The sequence below is a fragment of the Mesorhizobium sp. M6A.T.Cr.TU.014.01.1.1 genome (genome assembly GCF_004022765.1).
Lineage (GTDB): Bacteria > Pseudomonadota > Alphaproteobacteria > Rhizobiales > Rhizobiaceae > Mesorhizobium > Mesorhizobium mediterraneum.
Genome location: NZ_RZPG01000025.1, coordinates 60,849 through 77,732, shown reverse-complemented (window position 1 = coordinate 77,732; position 16,884 = coordinate 60,849). Strand labels below are relative to the sequence as shown.

At 62.5% G+C, this 16,884-nt stretch carries 17 protein-coding genes and 1 pseudogene; 3 read left to right on the top strand and 15 right to left on the bottom strand.

What is annotated here, in order from left to right; genetic code table 11:
* Nucleotides 1-9: 9 nt before the first annotated feature.
* The 5 genes from EN885_RS25130 to EN885_RS25105 all read right to left on the bottom strand — a co-directional run bounded on the left by EN885_RS25130 (nucleotide 10) and on the right by EN885_RS25105 (nucleotide 4,889).
* Complete coding sequence (locus EN885_RS25130) at nucleotides 10-459, bottom strand: CHRD domain-containing protein (protein WP_128243192.1); 450 nt, start codon at nucleotides 457-459, stop codon at nucleotides 10-12.
* Nucleotides 460-624: 165 nt separating this feature from the next.
* Nucleotides 625-1,596, bottom strand: a complete 972-nt coding sequence (locus EN885_RS25125; RefSeq protein ID WP_095482887.1) for an ABC transporter substrate-binding protein — start codon at nucleotides 1,594-1,596, stop codon at nucleotides 625-627.
* Nucleotides 1,597-1,677: 81 nt separating this feature from the next.
* On the bottom strand, nucleotides 1,678-2,814 hold the full coding sequence (locus EN885_RS25120; RefSeq protein WP_128243193.1) for an ABC transporter permease: 1,137 nt from the start codon (nucleotides 2,812-2,814) through the stop codon (nucleotides 1,678-1,680).
* Nucleotides 2,811-3,689: an ABC transporter permease gene (locus tag EN885_RS25115; protein ID WP_095482889.1), complete on the bottom strand. Its 879-nt coding sequence runs from the start codon at nucleotides 3,687-3,689 to the stop codon at nucleotides 2,811-2,813. Before EN885_RS25115 ends, EN885_RS25120 begins: the two co-directional genes overlap by 4 nt.
* Before the next feature lie 408 nt (nucleotides 3,690-4,097).
* Nucleotides 4,098-4,889 (bottom strand): ABC transporter ATP-binding protein, encoded by a 792-nt coding sequence (locus EN885_RS25105; protein ID WP_128243194.1) that lies wholly within the window; start codon nucleotides 4,887-4,889, stop codon nucleotides 4,098-4,100.
* 128 nt (nucleotides 4,890-5,017) lie between these two features.
* On the opposite strand from EN885_RS25105, the pseudogene EN885_RS25100 reads away from it, so the two are divergent.
* Nucleotides 5,018-5,421, top strand: a pseudogene (locus EN885_RS25100) (cupin domain-containing protein).
* Nucleotides 5,422-5,444: 23 nt separating this feature from the next.
* On the opposite strand, the gene EN885_RS25095 reads toward EN885_RS25100, so the two are convergent.
* The 5 genes from EN885_RS25095 to EN885_RS25075 form a co-directional block, all read right to left on the bottom strand.
* The gene (locus EN885_RS25095; protein ID WP_128243195.1) at nucleotides 5,445-5,822 is read right to left on the bottom strand and encodes a hypothetical protein; all 378 of its coding nucleotides are present in this window, start codon (nucleotides 5,820-5,822) and stop codon (nucleotides 5,445-5,447) included.
* A 2-nt stretch (nucleotides 5,823-5,824) separates the two neighbouring features.
* A complete protein-coding gene (gene hydA / locus EN885_RS25090) occupies nucleotides 5,825-7,276 on the bottom strand; it encodes a dihydropyrimidinase (protein WP_128243196.1) in 1,452 nt (483 codons plus the stop codon).
* A gap of 63 nt (nucleotides 7,277-7,339) precedes the next feature.
* Nucleotides 7,340-8,590 (bottom strand): Zn-dependent hydrolase, encoded by a 1,251-nt coding sequence (locus EN885_RS25085; RefSeq protein ID WP_126105854.1) that lies wholly within the window; start codon nucleotides 8,588-8,590, stop codon nucleotides 7,340-7,342.
* 3 nt (nucleotides 8,591-8,593) lie between these two features.
* Complete coding sequence (locus EN885_RS25080) at nucleotides 8,594-9,040, bottom strand: endonuclease domain-containing protein (protein WP_128243197.1); 447 nt, start codon at nucleotides 9,038-9,040, stop codon at nucleotides 8,594-8,596.
* A 112-nt stretch (nucleotides 9,041-9,152) separates the two neighbouring features.
* Nucleotides 9,153-10,481 (bottom strand): aspartate aminotransferase family protein, encoded by a 1,329-nt coding sequence (locus EN885_RS25075; protein ID WP_128243198.1) that lies wholly within the window; start codon nucleotides 10,479-10,481, stop codon nucleotides 9,153-9,155.
* 254 nt (nucleotides 10,482-10,735) lie between these two features.
* Here EN885_RS25075 and EN885_RS25070 point away from each other — a divergent pair, with 254 nt between their 5' ends.
* Nucleotides 10,736-11,365 (top strand): TetR family transcriptional regulator C-terminal domain-containing protein, encoded by a 630-nt coding sequence (locus EN885_RS25070; RefSeq protein ID WP_128243199.1) that lies wholly within the window; start codon nucleotides 10,736-10,738, stop codon nucleotides 11,363-11,365.
* A 219-nt stretch (nucleotides 11,366-11,584) separates the two neighbouring features.
* Nucleotides 11,585-12,421, top strand: a complete 837-nt coding sequence (locus tag EN885_RS25065) for an SDR family oxidoreductase (protein ID WP_095482897.1) — start codon at nucleotides 11,585-11,587, stop codon at nucleotides 12,419-12,421.
* Between the two features lie 129 nt (nucleotides 12,422-12,550).
* Here the strand turns inward: EN885_RS25065 and EN885_RS25060 are convergent, their stop codons facing one another.
* From EN885_RS25060 to EN885_RS25040, 5 genes are all read right to left on the bottom strand, one after another.
* The gene (locus EN885_RS25060; protein ID WP_095482946.1) at nucleotides 12,551-12,928 is read right to left on the bottom strand and encodes a DoxX family protein; all 378 of its coding nucleotides are present in this window, start codon (nucleotides 12,926-12,928) and stop codon (nucleotides 12,551-12,553) included.
* A 60-nt stretch (nucleotides 12,929-12,988) separates the two neighbouring features.
* On the bottom strand, nucleotides 12,989-13,447 hold the full coding sequence (locus EN885_RS25055; RefSeq protein ID WP_095482898.1) for a carboxymuconolactone decarboxylase family protein: 459 nt from the start codon (nucleotides 13,445-13,447) through the stop codon (nucleotides 12,989-12,991).
* 12 nt (nucleotides 13,448-13,459) lie between these two features.
* Nucleotides 13,460-13,978: an Rrf2 family transcriptional regulator gene (locus EN885_RS25050; RefSeq protein ID WP_128243200.1), complete on the bottom strand. Its 519-nt coding sequence runs from the start codon at nucleotides 13,976-13,978 to the stop codon at nucleotides 13,460-13,462.
* Nucleotides 13,979-14,091: 113 nt separating this feature from the next.
* Nucleotides 14,092-15,405: an NAD-dependent dihydropyrimidine dehydrogenase subunit PreA gene (gene preA, locus EN885_RS25045; protein WP_128243201.1), complete on the bottom strand. Its 1,314-nt coding sequence runs from the start codon at nucleotides 15,403-15,405 to the stop codon at nucleotides 14,092-14,094.
* A 2-nt stretch (nucleotides 15,406-15,407) separates the two neighbouring features.
* Nucleotides 15,408-16,772, bottom strand: a complete 1,365-nt coding sequence (locus EN885_RS25040) for an NAD(P)-dependent oxidoreductase (RefSeq protein ID WP_128243202.1) — start codon at nucleotides 16,770-16,772, stop codon at nucleotides 15,408-15,410.
* Nucleotides 16,773-16,884: the final 112 nt, after the last annotated feature.

Sequence of the window (16,884 nt, the reverse complement as noted above, 5' to 3'; positions counted from 1 at the left end):
AAGACTTGGCTACATCGTCGCCGCCTTCTCGATCTGCCCGCGGATCTCGCCATCCTCGTGGGCCGCCGTATGGATGTTGATGTAATATTTGCCGGCCATCAGGTCGGCAGCCTGCGCGTCGGTCAGCACCGCCGCCCCCTTGAACGGGCTTTTCGGAGCGCCCTTGAACGGGACGGCGACGCCGGCATTTTCACCCTTTGCTGCCGGACCGTGAATATGTCCGGCCGTCGCAGGCCCACTGAGACCTGAATACGTCACGTTCCAGGTGAGCTGTTTCGTGGCGGTGTCAAAGACGAGAGCGGCGGTACCCTTGCCCTCGGTGGTGATGGGCGGATTCTGCTGAGCGCCATCGAGCGTCGCCTTCATCTTCATCATCTCGGCCAAAGCCGGTGAAGCGCACAGGAACGAAGCCGAAACGGCCAGCGCCGAAAGCATCGGCGAGAAGGATTGCATGCGCATGGAAATCTCCGTTGTGGCGATGACATCCGCTGAAGCTGGATGCACCGCAACAACGGTTGTGCGAGCAGATGTTTCCACCGGTAACGGCTATTTTACGTCCCAACAAAAAGGGGCGGTCGCCCGCCCCCTTTTCGAATGCAGGCTTCAGAAGCCCAGTTGATCGCCCTACTTGATCGCCTTGTCAGTGATGGCTGTCGTGTAGGCGCCGGTCGGCTCCTTGGTGATGATCTTCTGGTCAAGCAGCGCCTTGGCGGTGCGCGCGTAGGTCGCCGGGTCGAGCTTGCCGTCGGCATTGTCGATCAGCTTGGCGACTTCGCCCATCATGCGCTTCTGGTGGTTCTCGTCCTGGCCGCCATTGTCCATGACGATGCCGGCCGCCTCGTCGGAATTGTCGACGGCGTATTTCCAGCCTTTCATCGAGGCGCGCACGAAACGCACCATCTTGTCCTCGAAGGCCGGATCCTTGAGCTTGTCCTCCGACGCATAGAGCCCGTCCTCAAGCAGGTCGTTGCCCATCGCCGAGTAGTTGAACACGATCAGCTCTTCCGGCTTGTAGCCGGCGTCGATGAGCTGCCAGTATTCGTTGTAGGTCATGACCGAAATGCAATCCGCCTGCTTCTGGATCAGCGGTTGCACGTCGAAACTCTGCTTCAGCACGGTGACGCCGTCCGGACCGCCGTCGGTCTTCAGGCCGAGCTTGTTCATCCAGGCGTAGAACGGATATTCGTTGCCGAAGAACCAGACGCCGAGCGTATGGCCCTTGAAGTCGGCTTCGGTCTTGATCGGGCCATCCTTCGGGCAGACCAGCTGCATGCCGGCCTTCTTGAACGGCTGGGCGATATTGACCAGCGGCACGCCCTTTTCGCGTGCGGCGAGCGCGCCGCCCATCCAGTCGACGATGACATCGGCGCCGCCGCCGGCGATCACCTGCTCGGGCGCGATATCGGGGCCGCCCGGCTTGATCTCGACGTCGAGGCCTTCGGCCTCATAGAACCCCTTGTCCTTGGCGACGTAGTAGCCGGCGAATTGGGCCTGCGTGACCCATTTCAGCTGCAGCGTCACCTTGTCTGCGGCCATCGCCTGGAACGCGGCAAGCGACATCGCGCCGGCCAGCATCGAAATAACAAGTCTTTTCATGTCTTTACCCTCTGAAGTTAAGTGTTCACCCTTTAGGATCAGGACCTTCAATGCGCTCCTGATTCCAAACCCGCCACCGCCCTATCCACCACGGACGGAGGGATGCCAAAACGTGACTGCTCTCTCGAAAAGAGCGACCACGCCATAAAAGACCGAACCCGCAAGTGCTGCAACTGCGATTTCGGCCCAGACCATGTCGATATTCATCCGTCCGACTTCGGTCGAAATCCGGAATCCCATGCCGACCACCGGTGTGCCGAAGAACTCCGCGACGATGGCGCCGATCAACGCCAGCGTCGAATTGATCTTCAGTGCGTTGAAGATGAAGGGGGCTGCCGCCGGCAACCGCAGCTTGAACAGCGTCTGCCAATAGCTCGACGCATAGGTGCGCATCAGGTCGCGCTCCATATGGCCGGAGGCGGCAAGGCCGGCGACCGTATTCACCAGCATCGGGAAGAAGGTCATGATGATGACGACGGCGGCCTTCGACTGCCAGTCGAAGCCGAACCACATGACCATGATCGGCGCCACGCCGATGATCGGCAACGCCGACACCATGTTCCCGATCGGCAGCAAACCGCGGCGCAGGAACGGCACGCGGTCGGCCGCGATGGCGGCGAGGAAGCCGGCACCGCTGCCGACGACATAGCCGAAGATCACCGCCTTGAAGATGGTCTGCCGCACGTCGGCGGCCAGGACCGGCAGCGAATTGGCGATACGCACGCCGATGGCGCTTGGCGGCGGCAGCAGGATGAAAGGAATGCCCGCGCCGCGCGTCACCGCCTCCCAGATGATCAGGATCCAGGCACCGAAAATCGCCGGGATGATCAGCCTCAAAGCGGTCGCCGCCCAGCGCGAGGTCGGGCGAAGCGCGGACAGAACCGTCACGCAGCGCCAGGCCAGAAGCCATGCCGCGGCAAGCATCAGATAGAAGGAGGCGCGAGCGCTCCCCTCATTGCCGGTTATGCCGGCGAGCAGCAGCCACGCCGCGCCATGCGCGCCAATGAAAAGGAATATTGCCCTGGCTACGGGCGGAAAATGGTCAAACTGAATTGCGAGGAGCAGCAGGAAGAAAATCAAAACACCAGTCGTCACATCGTAACCGGGAGTGGCATCGACAAGCGGCCAAAGAAGGAACGCGCCGGCAAGGAGGGCAAGCGCTGCAAACCCCTGCCATGAACGAGGCGCGATCGACGAAAGGCTGAGGAGATCGCTCATGCCGGCCTCCCGCCCATGGCGCGATCGACGATGCGCCCGGCGATGCCGACGACCATCACCAGCAGAGCCGCCACCACCGAGCCGGCCACCAGCGCTGACCAGATGTCGATGGTCTGGCTATAATAGGCGCCGGCGAGCAGCTTGGCGCCGATGCCGGCAACGGCACCGGTCGGCAGTTCGCCAACGATGGCGCCAACCAGGCTGGCAGCGACCGCGACCTTCATCGAGGTGAACAGGAACGGCACCGAAGCCGGTACGCGCAATTTCCAGAAGGTCTGCGAAGGGCTGGCATTGTAGGTGTACATCAGATCGAGATGAGTGAGCTCGGGCGAACGCAAACCCTTGACCATGCCGACGGCGACCGGGAAGAAAGACAGATATGTCGAGATCAGCGCTTTCGGGATCAGGCCGGTGACGCCGACCGCCGCCAGCACGACGATGATCATCGGCGCCACCGCCAGGATCGGAATCGTCTGCGAGGCGATGATCCATGGCATCAGGCTGCGGTCGAGCGTCGCCACATGCACGATGCCGACGGCGATGACGATGCCGAGCGCGGTGCCGAACGCGAAGCCGAGCAACGTCGAGGACAGCGTCACCCAGGCATTGTAGACAAGGCTGCGGTTGCTGGTGATCTTGCGCAGAAACGTGTTCTCGAAGAAATTCACCGCCACCTGATGCGGCGCCGGCAGTGTCGGCTTCGGCTGCGACATCGTCTTGCCGATAAATTCCACAACATCAGGCGTCTCGCCGGCGCGGCGATCGAGATCGCGCTGGAACGGCGCGTTGAGGATGACGGCCATAATGTACCAAACGACCATCACGCCCGCGAGGATCGAGGTCACCGGGATGAGCTTGTCGCGGAAGGAGTCCATCAGCGGCCCTCGCCAGACTGGCGCACGCTCTGCGTGACGCGAGAGGGTGACCGCGCTTTCGTCATCCTAGGGCAGAGCACCCGCGAAGCGGCGTGCGCAGACCCTAGGATCCATGCCGTGACGTTGGCCGAAAAACCCAAACGCTTCAGAATGTCCGCAGGGCAAGCCACGACGGCTGATGGTTTCTTTAGGTCGGGAGCAATGTTTCGCACCGTTGCGGGGCGGGAAGGTAACGGCATGGATCCTAGGGTCTGCGCCGCGTCGCTTCGCTCCTTGCTTCGCCCTAGGATGACGAGGGCGTGGTTTGGCGCTCCCTTTACGCACGCCGGTTCGCGGCGGGTCCGCCCTAGGATGACGAAGGGAGGGTCAGCCACTCCCCCGTCAGGAGGCAGCCCATTCTCCACCGCCTCAATCATCATAGCTGTGCCCTGCCCTGAGGCCATCACGCACGCGCGCGGCGATCGCCAGGAATTCCGGCGTCTCGCGGATGTCGAGCGGCCGCTGCTTGGGCAGCGTCGATTCGATGACGTCGCTGACGCGGCCCGGACGCGGCGACATGACGATGATGCGCGTCGAAAGGTAGACCGCCTCGGGAATGGAATGGGTGACGAAGCAGATGGTCTTGTTGGTCCGTTCCCACAGTTCCAGCAGCTGTTCGTTGAGATGGTCGCGCACGATCTCGTCCAGCGCGCCGAACGGCTCGTCCATCAACAGAAGATCGGCATCGAAGGCCAGCGCCCGCGCGATCGAGGCGCGCTGCTGCATGCCGCCGGAAAGCTGCCACGGATATTTCTGCTCGAAGCCGGACAAATTGACGAGATCGAGCGTGCGCTTGATCCGCGCCGCCTGCTCTGCCTTGGACAGGCCCATGATCTCCAGCGGCAGCGCCACATTGCGCTCGATCGTACGCCACGGATACAGCGCCGCCGCCTGGAAGACATAGCCATAGGCGCGGCTCTCACGCGCCTGCTCGGGCGTCATGCCGTTGACCGAGATGCTTCCCGAGGTCGGCTTCTCCAGATCGGCGATGACCCGCAGCAAGGTCGTCTTGCCGCAGCCGGACGGCCCGATGAAGGACACGAATTCGCCCTTGCCGATGGTCAGGTCGACATTCGACAGCGCCTGCACCGGACCGTCACTGGTCTGGAAGGTCAGGCCGAGCTTGCTTGCCGAAACGACGGCTGGCGATGCTCCCGTCATAGGCCGCAGCCTGCCTTTTCGCACCGCTGCCGCGCCGGTCGGAATCCGGTTGATCTTTCCTCGATGTTGCTTTCCACTCGCCCTGTCCTATCCGGCTGAGAGTTCCCACTCGATCGAGAGTCGCCCCGATGTCGCCCAAACCCACTTGTCATCTTATCCGCCCTGAAAGCTCTTATGAAGGCAAGCAGGGACTGAGTTATTTCACCGGCATCGCCGCCGAGACCGTCGGTTCCTCCGGTATCTGCATGCACCTGCTCACCATGCCCCCCGGTGCCCGCGCCAAGGCGCACATGCATGAAAGCCATGAGACGGCGATCTATGTGCTCTCCGGCGAGGTCCATACCTGGTATGCGACCGGCTCGAACAGCAGATCGTGGTCAAGTCCGGTGACCTCTTCTACATTCCTGCCGGAGTGCCGCATCTGCCGGCCAATCTGAGCGCCAGCCCGGCCTCGGCGGTCATCGCCCGCACCGATCCCAACGAACAGGAAAGCGTCGTCCTGCTGCCGCAACTGGATGGGCAGGTCGCCTGAGGCCGACGCTGAGGCAGCGGCCATCATCGGCAACGGGAGACTTCCCCCATGACCATGCCGTCCTCGTCGGCAATCACCAGCCTCTTGGCGTTCTTCAGGCTGCGCCTGATGGTGAACTGGATTGGCGACTGACCTTCCTCGCCTTCCGCGTCGCACAGTGATTTCACCACCAGCGAACCGTCGGCCTGTGCCTGCTTTTCGGTGAAAGTGCAGGCGCTGGCCACAGTGATGAATTCCTTGTCGGTCAGGAGCAGCATGTCCTCGGCATAGACCTGCTGACCGTTCTTGTTGATACAGCCTGACTTGTTGCCATAGGGCTTGGAAAGGTCGATCGCGGCGGCCGAAGCCTGGCCGGCGGCCAGCAGGGCCGCGGCTGCTATGGCGACATGAACAGCGTGCATGTTCAGACCCCGGTCGCCGGAATACCTGTGCGTTCCACTTTGCGCGGCGCAGAAATCTCCTTCCAGGTCGACAGCGCCCGGTTGACCGCTGCATTCGGCTCGCGGCCGACGAACTCGCCATGGCTGGGCTTCGCCTTGACCTCAGCCTCCTGGATCGACAGTTCGCCGCGCGAGAAGACAAAGCGCGGCAGGCCGGTGACCTCAAAACCTTCGAAGACGTTGTAGTCGATCACCGATTGCTGTTTCTTGGAGGTGATCGTCTTCTTTCGCTTCGGGTCCCAGACCACGATGTCGGCGTCCGCGCCTTCGACGATGGCGCCCTTCTTCGGATACATGTTGAGGATCTTGGCGATGTTGGTCGAGGTCACCGCGACGAATTCGTTCATCGTCAGCCGGCCGGTGTTGACGCCCGCCGTCCACAGCACTGGCAAACGGTCCTCGAGCCCGCCGGTGCCGTTCGGGATTTTGGTGAAATCGCCGACGCCGTTGCGCTTTTGGCTGGTGGTGAAGGCGCAATGGTCGGTCGCCACCACTTGCAGCGATCCGGCCTGCAGGCCGGCCCACAGCGAATCCTGATGCAATTTGTTGCGGAAGGGCGGGCTCATCACCCGGCGCGCCGCATGGTCCCAGTCCTTGTCGAAATATTCGCTCTCATCGAGCGTCAGATGCTGGATCAATGGCTCGCCAAACACGCGCATGCCTTTCTGTCGCGCTCTGCGAATGGCTTCATGGGCCTGCTCGCAGGAGACGTGGACGACATAGAGCGGCACGCCGGCCATGTCGGCGATCATGATGGCGCGGTTGGTCGCCTCGCCTTCCACTTCCGGCGGGCGCGAATAGGCGTGCCCTTCGGGGCCGTTATTGCCCGCGGCCAGCAGCTTCTGCGACAGGGCGGCAACCACGTCGCCATTCTCGGCATGGACCAGCGGCAGCGCGCCAAGATCGGCGCAACGCTGGAACGACGAATACATCTCGTCGTCGTCGACCATCAGCGCCCCCTTGTAGGCCATGAAGTGCTTGAACGAGGTTATGCCCTTGTCGACGACGGTGGCCATCTCGTCGAACACCTGCTTGCCCCACCAGGTGATCGCCATGTGGAAGGAATAGTCGCAGGATGCTTTCGAGGTCTTGTTGTCCCACATCTGCAAGGCCTCGAGCAGAGACTGCTGCGGCGCCGGCAGGCAGAAATCGACAACCATGGTGGTGCCGCCGGCAAGCGCGGCGCGCGTGCCGCTCTCGAAATCATCGGCCGAGTATGTGCCCATGAACGGCATTTCGAGATGGGTATGCGGGTCGATGCCGCCCGGCATCACATAGCAGCCGGTGGCGTCGAACTCGTGGTCGCCATGCAGATCCGGGCCGATGGCGATGATCTTGCCGTGCTTGAACAGCACGTCGGCCTTCCAGCTGCGGTCGGCGGTCACGATGGTGCCGTTCTTGATGACTTTGGACATTTTCTTGTTCCCTTGTTCTCTTCGCGCTTCTGGCGAGCGGCGTTCGGAATCTTGGTTTCTAGCTCACTCCACGATGACAGCCGTCTCCACCACCGCATGGAACAAAACATCGGCGCCGGCCGCCGCCCATTCCTTGGAGATCTCTTCGGCCTCGTTGTGCGACAGGCCATCGACGCACGGGCACATCACCATCGCCGTCGGCGCGACGCGGTTGATCCAGCAGGCGTCGTGGCCGGCCCCGGAGACGATGTTGCGATGCGTATAACCCAAGCGCTCTGCCGCTTCCCGCACAGCCTTGACGCAGCCCGCATCGAAGGTGACCGGATCGAAATGGCCGACCTGATCGATCACGTATTTGATGTCGAGCGCTTCGCAGATCGTGTCGATCCCCTCACGGATGCGCCCGTCCATCGCGTCCAGCACTTCCTTTTCCGGCGAGCGGATGTCGATGGTGAATACGGTGCGTCCGGCGATGATGTTGCGCGAGTTCGGATAGACCTCCATATGGCCGACCGCGCCGACGGCGTCGGGCTGGTAGTCCATGGCGATCTCGTGAACCAGCTCGATCACCCGCGCCATGCCGAGCCCGGCGTTGCGGCGCTTGGGCATCGGCGTCGAGCCGGTATGCGCCTCCTTGCCGGTCAGCGTCACCTGCAGCCATTTCAGCCCCTGGCCATGGGTGACGACGCCGATATCGATGCCCTCGTCCTCGAGGATCGGCCCTTGCTCGATATGCAGCTCGAAGAAGGCGTGTATCTTGCGGTCACCGACTTTCTCGGCGCCCTTCCAGCCGATGCGTTCGAGCTCCTCGCCAAACTTCTTGCCGTCCTTGTCGACATGCGAATAGACATCGGCCTGGTCGAGGACGCCGGCAAAAACGCCGGATGCCATCATGGCCGGCGCAAAGCGCGCACCTTCCTCGTTCGTCCAGTTGGTGACGACGATCGGATGTTTGGTCTTGATGCCGAGCTCGTTGAGCGAGCGCACGATCTCCAGCCCGCCAAGCACGCCGAGCACGCCGTCATACTTGCCGCCGGTCGGCTGAGTATCGAGATGGCTACCGACATAGACAGGCGGCAGATCAGGGTCGGTGCCTTCGCGGCGGGCAAACATCGTGCCCATCTCGTCGAGGCCCATTTCGAGCCCCGCCGCTTCGCACCAGCGCTTGAACAGATGCCGCCCTTCGCCGTCCTCATCGGTCAATGTCTGGCGATTGTTGCCGCCGGCAATGCCGGGGCCGATCTTCGCCATCTCCATTATCGAATCCCACAAACGGTCTGAATTGATTCGCAGATTCTCGCCGGGAGCGGCCATTTTCTAAAACCTCATCGATTGCGGCACGCCGGCGTCCCCCTCCCCCTCGAGGGGAGGGTGGCCGCGAAGCGGTCGGGTGGGGTCGCCGAACATGCGCACGACCTTCTCCTTCACCACCTGCGCGACATGCCATGCGCTGTTTATGACATCGGGCTCGTCAACGCGAAATATATCGAACCCGAGCGATCGCAGATAGGCGTCACGGACAGCATCGTGCCGTTTGCCCAGTTCCTGCTCGTGCAGATCGCCATCCACTTCCACGACCAGCTTTACCGCAAGGCAGGCAAAGTCAACGATATAGGGCCCAATCGGACACTGGCGGCGGAACTTGATGCCGGCCGATTTCAGCTCGCGCAGTTCATACCGCAGCAGGGATTCGCCCTTGGTCGCATGAACTCGAAGCGCGCGCGCCTTTTGACGCATTTCGAAGCTCACGCGGGTACGGGGCATCAGAAACAACCTCGCGGCAAGAGATCAGGTCGACGCGCTGCCGCACCGACCCCACCCGGCCGCTTCGCGGCCACCCTCCCCTCAAGGGGGAGGGAAAGCTGCGGCACGTCCCTCAATCCACCGCCCTCAGCACTTCACGCACATGGTCGATCAATTCATTGATCTGGCCCTTGGTGATGATCAGCGGCGGTGACAGCGCGATGATGTCGCCGGTGGTGCGGATCAGGGCGCCGCGCTCGAACGCCTTGACGAAGGCCGAGAAGGCACGCTTGGTCGGACTACCGGGAATGGGCGCCAGCTCGATCGCGCCGATCAGGCCGATGTTTCTGATATCGATGACGTTCGGCTCGCCCTTCAGCGAATGCAGCGCGTCTTCCCAATACGGCGCCAGTTCCTCGCCGCGGGTCAGCAGCCCCTCTTCCTTGTAGGTGTCGAGCGTGCCGAGTGCGGCCGCACAGGCGATCGGATTGCCCGAATAGGTGTAGCCGTGGAAGAACTCGATCATATGCTCGGGACCGGTCATGAAGGCGTCGTGGATTTCCTTCTTGACGAACACCGCGCCCATCGGGATGACGCCGTTGGAGACGCCCTTGGCGGTGGTCATGATATCGGGCGTGACGCCGAAATAGTCGGCGGCGAATGGCGTGCCAAGGCGGCCGAAGCCGGTGATGACCTCGTCGAAGATCAAAAGGATGCCGTGCTTGGTGCAGATCTCGCGCAGCTTCTGCAAATAGCCCTTCGGCGGCAGGATGACGCCGGTAGAACCGGCCACCGGCTCGACGATGACGGCCGCGATGGTCGAGGCATCATGCAGCGCGACGATGCGCTCCAGCTCGTTGGCCAATTCCGCGCCATGTTCGGGCACCCCCTTGGTGAACGAATTCTTCTCCGGCAGATGCGTGTGCGGCATGTGGTCGACGCCGCCGAGCAGCGTGCCGAACATCTTGCGATTGGTGACGATGCCGCCGACCGAGATGCCGCCGAAATTGACGCCGTGATAGCCGCGCTCGCGGCCGATCAGGCGGGTGCGTGAGCCCTCGCCTTTGGCGCGGTGATAGGCGATCGCCATCTTCAGCGCGGTCTCGACCGATTCCGATCCGGAATTGGTGAAGAACACATGGTCCATGCCCTTCGGCGCGAGGTCGACCAAACGGTTCGCCAGTTCGAAGACGATCGGGTGGCCCATCTGGAAGGCCGGCGCATAGTCGAGTTCGGCGGCCTGTTGCTGGATCGCCTCGGTGATCTTCGGCCGGCAGTGGCCGGCGTTGACACACCACAGGCCGGCGGTGCCGTCGAGAACCTTGCGTCCGTCGCTCGTCGTGTAATGCATGTCCTTGGCGGACACCATCATGCGAGGCGCCTGCTTGAACTGCCGGTTTGCCGTGAACGGCATCCAGAATGCGCTAAGATCGTTCGGCGTGACTTTCAGCCGGTTGGACATGACCAAGACTTCCCCTTGTAACCTGTTTCGGTGCGGCTAACGCTTGGTCTTCCCGACACTTGGTCTCCGTTGCGTTTTCGTGCTACGCAAATTTTGACCGATTGGACAAACGTTAGCACCGCCCTGTCGGCGGTCAAGGGATTACTAGCGGAAATGCGGCAGCTGAAGCGCGCTCCACAGGCCGGAGAAAAACTGGTCCAGAGAATTGGTCCAGATGGCCCTCGGTGCGGCGGCCTGCAAGGGTGACGGCCGACATGGACACCCCCGCCCCTCGCCGTACCCGCATCCAGCAGGAAAAGCGCGAGCTCATCCTGGAGGCGGCGCTCGAGGTCTTCTCAACCAACGGTTTTCGCGGCTCGACCATCGACCAGATCGCCGAAGCCGCCGGCATGTCGAAGCCCAACCTGCTCTACTATTTCCGCCGCAAGGAGGACATTCACGAGACGCTGATGCAGCGGCTTCTGGACACCTGGCTGGCGCCACTGCGCGAACTCGACGACATCGGCGACCCCCTGACCGAATTGCGCAGCTATATCAGGCGCAAGCTCGAAATGGCGCGCGATTTCCCTAGGGAAAGCCGCCTGTTCGCCAACGAGATCCTGCAGGGCGCGCCGCGCATCATGCCGATGCTGGAAGGCGAGTTGAAGACGCTGGTCGACGAGAAGGCCGCCGTCATCAAGGGCTGGATGCGCGCCGGCAAGATCGCCCGCACCGACCCTTGGCACCTGATCTTCTCGATCTGGGCGACGACGCAGCATTACGCCGATTTCGACGTTCAGGTCCGCGCCGTGCTCGGTCCCAACCGCGGCGGTGACGGCCGCTTCGAGGATGCGGCAAGATTTCTGGAACAGCTGTTCATCGACGGGCTGAAGCCGAAAACCTAACTCTCGTTTCGTCATCCTGGGATCTGCGCTGCATCGCTTCGCGGCTGCTACGCCCTGCGATGACGAAGCTTACGGGGCTGCGGCCAACCATCGGCTGATTGCGTCGGGGAATCCATCGACGCCATTATAGCAGTATGGATGCCAGGATAATGTTTGAACTGTTTGAGGCGTGTCGGATGCCCCATCTTCCACCCAGAGCAACAATGTGGAGGCTCAAGCATGGAACTGAACGACAAGACAATCCTCATCACCGGATCGACCGACGGCGTCGGCCGCGTGGTTGCGCAAAGGCTCGGCGCCGGCGGCGCGCGTGTCCTGGTGCATGGCCGCGATGCGACACGAGGCAAGGCGACGGTCGCCGAGATCGAAACCGCCGGCGGCAAGGCCGAGCTTCTCGTCGCCGACCTTTCGTCGCTCGCCGAAATCCGCCGTCTCGCCGAGGCTGTCCGCGCCCGCACGGATCGGCTCGATATCCTCATCAACAACGCCGGCATCGGCACCGCCGGCACCAAACGACAGGTCAGCGCCGACGGCTACGAACTGCGCTTTGCCGTCAACTACCTCGCCGGCTTCCTGCTCACTTCGCAGCTTCTGCCGCTGCTCAAGGCGAGCGCGCCGGCGCGCATCGTCAACGTCGCCTCGGCCGGCCAGCAGGCGATCGATTTCGACGATGTCATGCTGACCCGCAGCTACGATGGCGTCCGTGCCTACTGCCAGAGCAAGCTGGCGCAGATCATGTTCACCATCGATCTGGCGCAGGAGCTGAAGGGCAGCAATGTGACCGTCAACAGCCTCCATCCGGCAAGCTACATGAATACGACCATGGTCCGGCAAGCCGGCGTCACGCCGTGGAACTCGGTCGAGACCGGCGCTGACGCCATCCTTAACCTTGCGATATCGCCTGACCTGGAAGGGCGGAGCGGCCTGTATTTCGACGGTCTGAGGGAAGCCCGCGCCAACGCGCAGGCCTATGATGCAAAGGCAAGACAGCATTTGCGGACATTGAGCCTCGATCTGGTCGAGCGTCAGCCGGCCACCTTAACATCGAAGGGATAACGTTCACGAGCGAGAAACCCTCACATGCCGTGATCGTCGGCGGCTCTTCCGCTTCGGCCTCGCGGCGCGGAAACTGGCATGTCGCCACAGACCGTGGCGGCTGCCGCCGCGAGGCGGCCGTCCGAACCGTCAAAGCGGCTGCGCCACCAGCGCCAGGAACCCTCCAGTCAACGCCACATTGCCGACAAAGCCGTTGATGCGGGACGCCCGCTCGGGCCCCTGATGATCCCAGAAATTGTGGAACATCGGCGTGGCGACAATCAGGAACAGCACCAGGCACAAGGCGGCGGCAGCGGTCCAGACACCTGATATCACCAGCGCTCCGGAGACGACCTGCAGGACGATACCCAGCCACAGCATCAGCCGCGCCTGCGGCACGCCGCGTGTCGTCATCAGCTGGGTCAGGAAGGTAGCGTTCTGGATGTTGCGCAGACCGGCAAAGACAAAGGCGCCGCCAAGCAGCAGGCGGGCGGCAAACAGAATTTCATTCTCAAAATTTGCCATCATGTTCTTGATCCTCAAACAAAAATGGCACGCGGCGCCCAGGCCGCGCGCCGGTTCGACCGCTCAGGCAGCTTTCGCCGCCGGCATCGGATGAATGGCCTGGAACGGGATGCAAAGCCGGTTCCAGGCGTTGATCATGCCAAGCGCGACAGACAGCTTGACCAATTCCTCTTCCGAGAAATGCTCGAGCGTGCGCGCATAGAGTTCGTCCGAGACACCGTTATCGGCGATCTTCGTCACCGCTTCGGTCCAGGCGAAGGCAGCGCGTTCTCGTTCGGAAAACAGCGGCGATTCCTTCCAGGCGGAGACGAGATAAAGCCGCTGCTCGGTCTCGCCGTCATGGCGCGCCTCGCGGCTGTGCATCTCGACGCAATACGAACAGCCATTGATCTGCGATGCCCGCAGCTTGATCAGATGCAACAGGCTTTCCTCGAGCCCGCATTCGTCGACCGCCTTGTTGAGCGCCGATACCGCTTTCATGATTTCCGGCGCAGCGCCGAAGAATTGCAGCCTCTGTTTCATCGTCTTTGCCTTTCACGCTTGCTTGGTTGAACTGGATTTCTGTGGTCGCTGATGGCGCTCGACAAAGGCGCAGTTCGCGGCGACTGAACGGGGATCGGCATCGCTTACATATTCCGCCACGATGTCCGACAGCCGGGCCTCGGCAAGAGCGGCGCGATAGGCGCGCTCAGCCTTCATCATCGCGACGCTGATGCCGCAGGGTTTGACATAGACGGAAGCATCGAGCCTGGCCGGTCCGCGCTGACGGATTTCGCCGCAACGAAAGGCCGGTTCGCGTCCTTCCACGGCGAGCACGATATCGAGCAGCGTTATGCGCTCCGCCCGCCGCGCCAGCCGGTAACCGCCCGATGGCCCGGGCACCGATTCCAGAATGCGCGACGCCGTCAGCGCATTGAGATGCTTGAGGAGATAGCTCGGCGACAGGCCGAACGCTTCGGCCATGGCAGCACCCGGTATAGTCGCCGCGCCTTCCACGCCGGCAAGCATCGCGGCGCAGTGGATGGCCGCTTCGACGCCCTCGCCCAGCTTCATCGTGCTGATCTCCAATTCACGGATATATCCTATCGTGGATAAATTTTATCTTCAATATACTTTTGAAAAAAGCGGCGCCGCAGACGCCGCTTTTCCACAACAGGCGGCCGCCCCTATTCCGCCGCCACCTTGGCCATCGGATTGTTGGGATGCGTCGTCCAGTTGGCGTAGACCGGCGACACCGGTCTGCCGGTGCGCTGGTCCATCACGCCGGCCGCCAGCGGCTCCATGGTGATGCAGTTCTCGACCGGGCAGACATTGACGCAGAGATTGCAGCCGACGCATTCGGCCTCGATCACTTCGAAGTGCCTGGCGCCGTCGACCATTGCGGTGATCGCCTGGTGCGAGGTGTCCTCGCAGGCGATGTGGCAGCGGCCGCATTTGATGCAGGCCTCCTGGTCGATATGCGCCTTGGCGATGTAGTTAAGGTTGAGATATTGCCAGTCGGTGACGTTGGGCGTGGCGCGGCCGACGATATCGTCGAGCGAGGCATGGCCCTTCTCGTCCATCCAGTTTTCCAGGCCGGCGATCATCTCCTGCACGATCTTGAAGCCATAGGTCATCGCCGCGGTGCACACCTGCACATTGCCGGCGCCGAGCGCCATGAATTCGGCGGCGTCGCGCCATGTGGTGATGCCGCCGATACCGGAGATCGGCAGGCCATGCGTTTCCGGATCGCGGGCGATCTCGGCGACCATGTTCATGGCGATCGGCTTCACCGCCGGGCCGCAATAGCCGCCATGCGAACCCTTGCCGTCGATTGTCGGTTCCGGTGCAAAACTATCGAGATTGACGCCGGTAATCGAATTGATGGTGTTGATCAGCGACACCGCATCCGTGCCGCCGGCAAGAGCGGCACGCGCCGGCTTGCGCACATCGGTGATGTTGGGCGTCAGCTTGGTGATGACAGGCATGCGGGTGTTGGCCTTGCACCAGCGCACGACCATTTCGATGTATTCCGGCACCTGGCCGACGGCGGCACCCATGCCGCGTTCCGACATGCCGTGCGGGCAGCCGAAATTAAGCTCGATGCCGTCGGCCTCCGTCTCCTCGACCACCGGCAGGATCGCCTTCCACGCGTGTTCCTCGCAAGGCACCATCAGCGAGACGACGATGGCGCGGTCGGGCCAGTCCTTCTTGACCTGCTTGATCTCGCGCAGATTGACCTGCAGGTCGCGGTCGGTGATCAGCTCGATGTTGTTGAGGCCGAGCAGGCGGCGGTCGGCGCCCCAGATCGCGCCATAGCGCGGACCGTTGACGTTGACCACCGGCGGGCCCTCTTCGCCGAGCGTCTTCCACACCACGCCGCCCCAGCCCGCTTTAAAGGCGCGGATGACATTGTAGGCCTTGTCGGTCGGCGGCGCCGAGGCCAGCCAGAACGGATTGGGCGATTTGATGCCGACGAAATTGTTTCTGATATCTGCCATGCTCATGCCCTCCCGTTCGAGGTCAGTGCCCGGTGGATCGATTCCGCGGCGTCACGGCCCTGAGCGACGGCGGAGACGGTGAGGTCGTCGCCGCCATGGATACAATCGCCGCCCGCCCAGACATTGGCCAGCGAAGTACGGCATTCGGCATCGACCTTGATGCGGCCAGCCTCCAACGCAAGCAAGGCCCCGCTGCCATTGAGCGCAGCCGGGACAAAGCTCTGGCCGATCGCCTTGAACACCTGGTCGGCAGTGAGCGTCAGGCGCTCGCCGGTGCCGACGAGTTTCTCGCCATCCATCGCCGTGTATTCGAGCTCGATGCCCGACACCTTGCCGCCTTCGGCAATGACCCGCTTCGGCTGCAGCCAGTGACGGATCGTGACGCCGTTGGCGGCGGCCAGATCCTGCTCGAATTCGGAGGCGTTCATGTGCTCCTGGCCGCGCCGGTAGCAGATCGTCACCTCTTCGGCGCCGAGCAGTTTCGATTGCACCGCTGCGTCGATCGCCGTCATGCCGCCGCCGATGACGACGACACGCCGGCCGACCGGCAGGCTGGCAAGGTCACTGGCCTGGCGAAGCTCCGCGATGAACTCCACGGCATTGGTCACGCCTTGCGCCTCCTCGCCGTCGGCACGCAGCGCATTGACGCCGCCAAGCCCCATGCCGAGAAACACCGCGTCGTAGTTCCTGGTCAGGTCCGACAGCTGATAGTCGCGGCCGAGCGCCTTGCCATTCTGAACCTCGATGCCGCCGATCGACAGGACGTAATCCACCTCGGCCTGGGCGAAATTGTCGATGCTCTTGTAGGCGGCGATGCCGTATTCATTGAGACCGCCGGCCTTCGGGCGGGCCTCAAGGATGGTCACCTCATGACCATGGCGGGCGAGCCGATGCGCGGCGGCAAGCCCCGCCGGTCCGGCGCCAACCACGGCGACCGTCTTGCCGGTCGGCTCAGCGCGCCGGTAAAACTGCTTGTCCTGCGCCATCGCGACATCGGTGGCGTAGCGTTGCAGGCGGCCGATCTGCACCGGCTTGCCTTCGGCCACTTCGCGCACGCAGACCTCTTCGCACAGCGTCTCGGTCGGGCAGACGCGGGCGCACATGCCGCCCAAAATGTTCTGGTCGAAAATCGTCTTGGCCGAGCCGATCGGATTGCCGGTCGAGATCTGGCGGATGAACAGCGGGATGTCGATCGAGGTCGGGCATGCGTTCATGCATGGCGCGTCATAGCAGAAATAGCAGCGATCGGACTCGACCAGCGCCTCGTGATGATCGAGCGGCGGATGCAGGTCGGAAAAATTATCCGCATATTGTTCGGGCGAAAGCCGTCCGCCGGCAATGCCCTGCTTGAAATGACCAGTCGCCATTCCGCTTCCCCATTCTTGTGGTTTTGCCGAAGGCTAGCACGTTTTGTTTTTTTATCAATTGGTCAATTTTCGATGCAAGCCGCTGAAAAGGCTTGATAAAAACATGATAGAT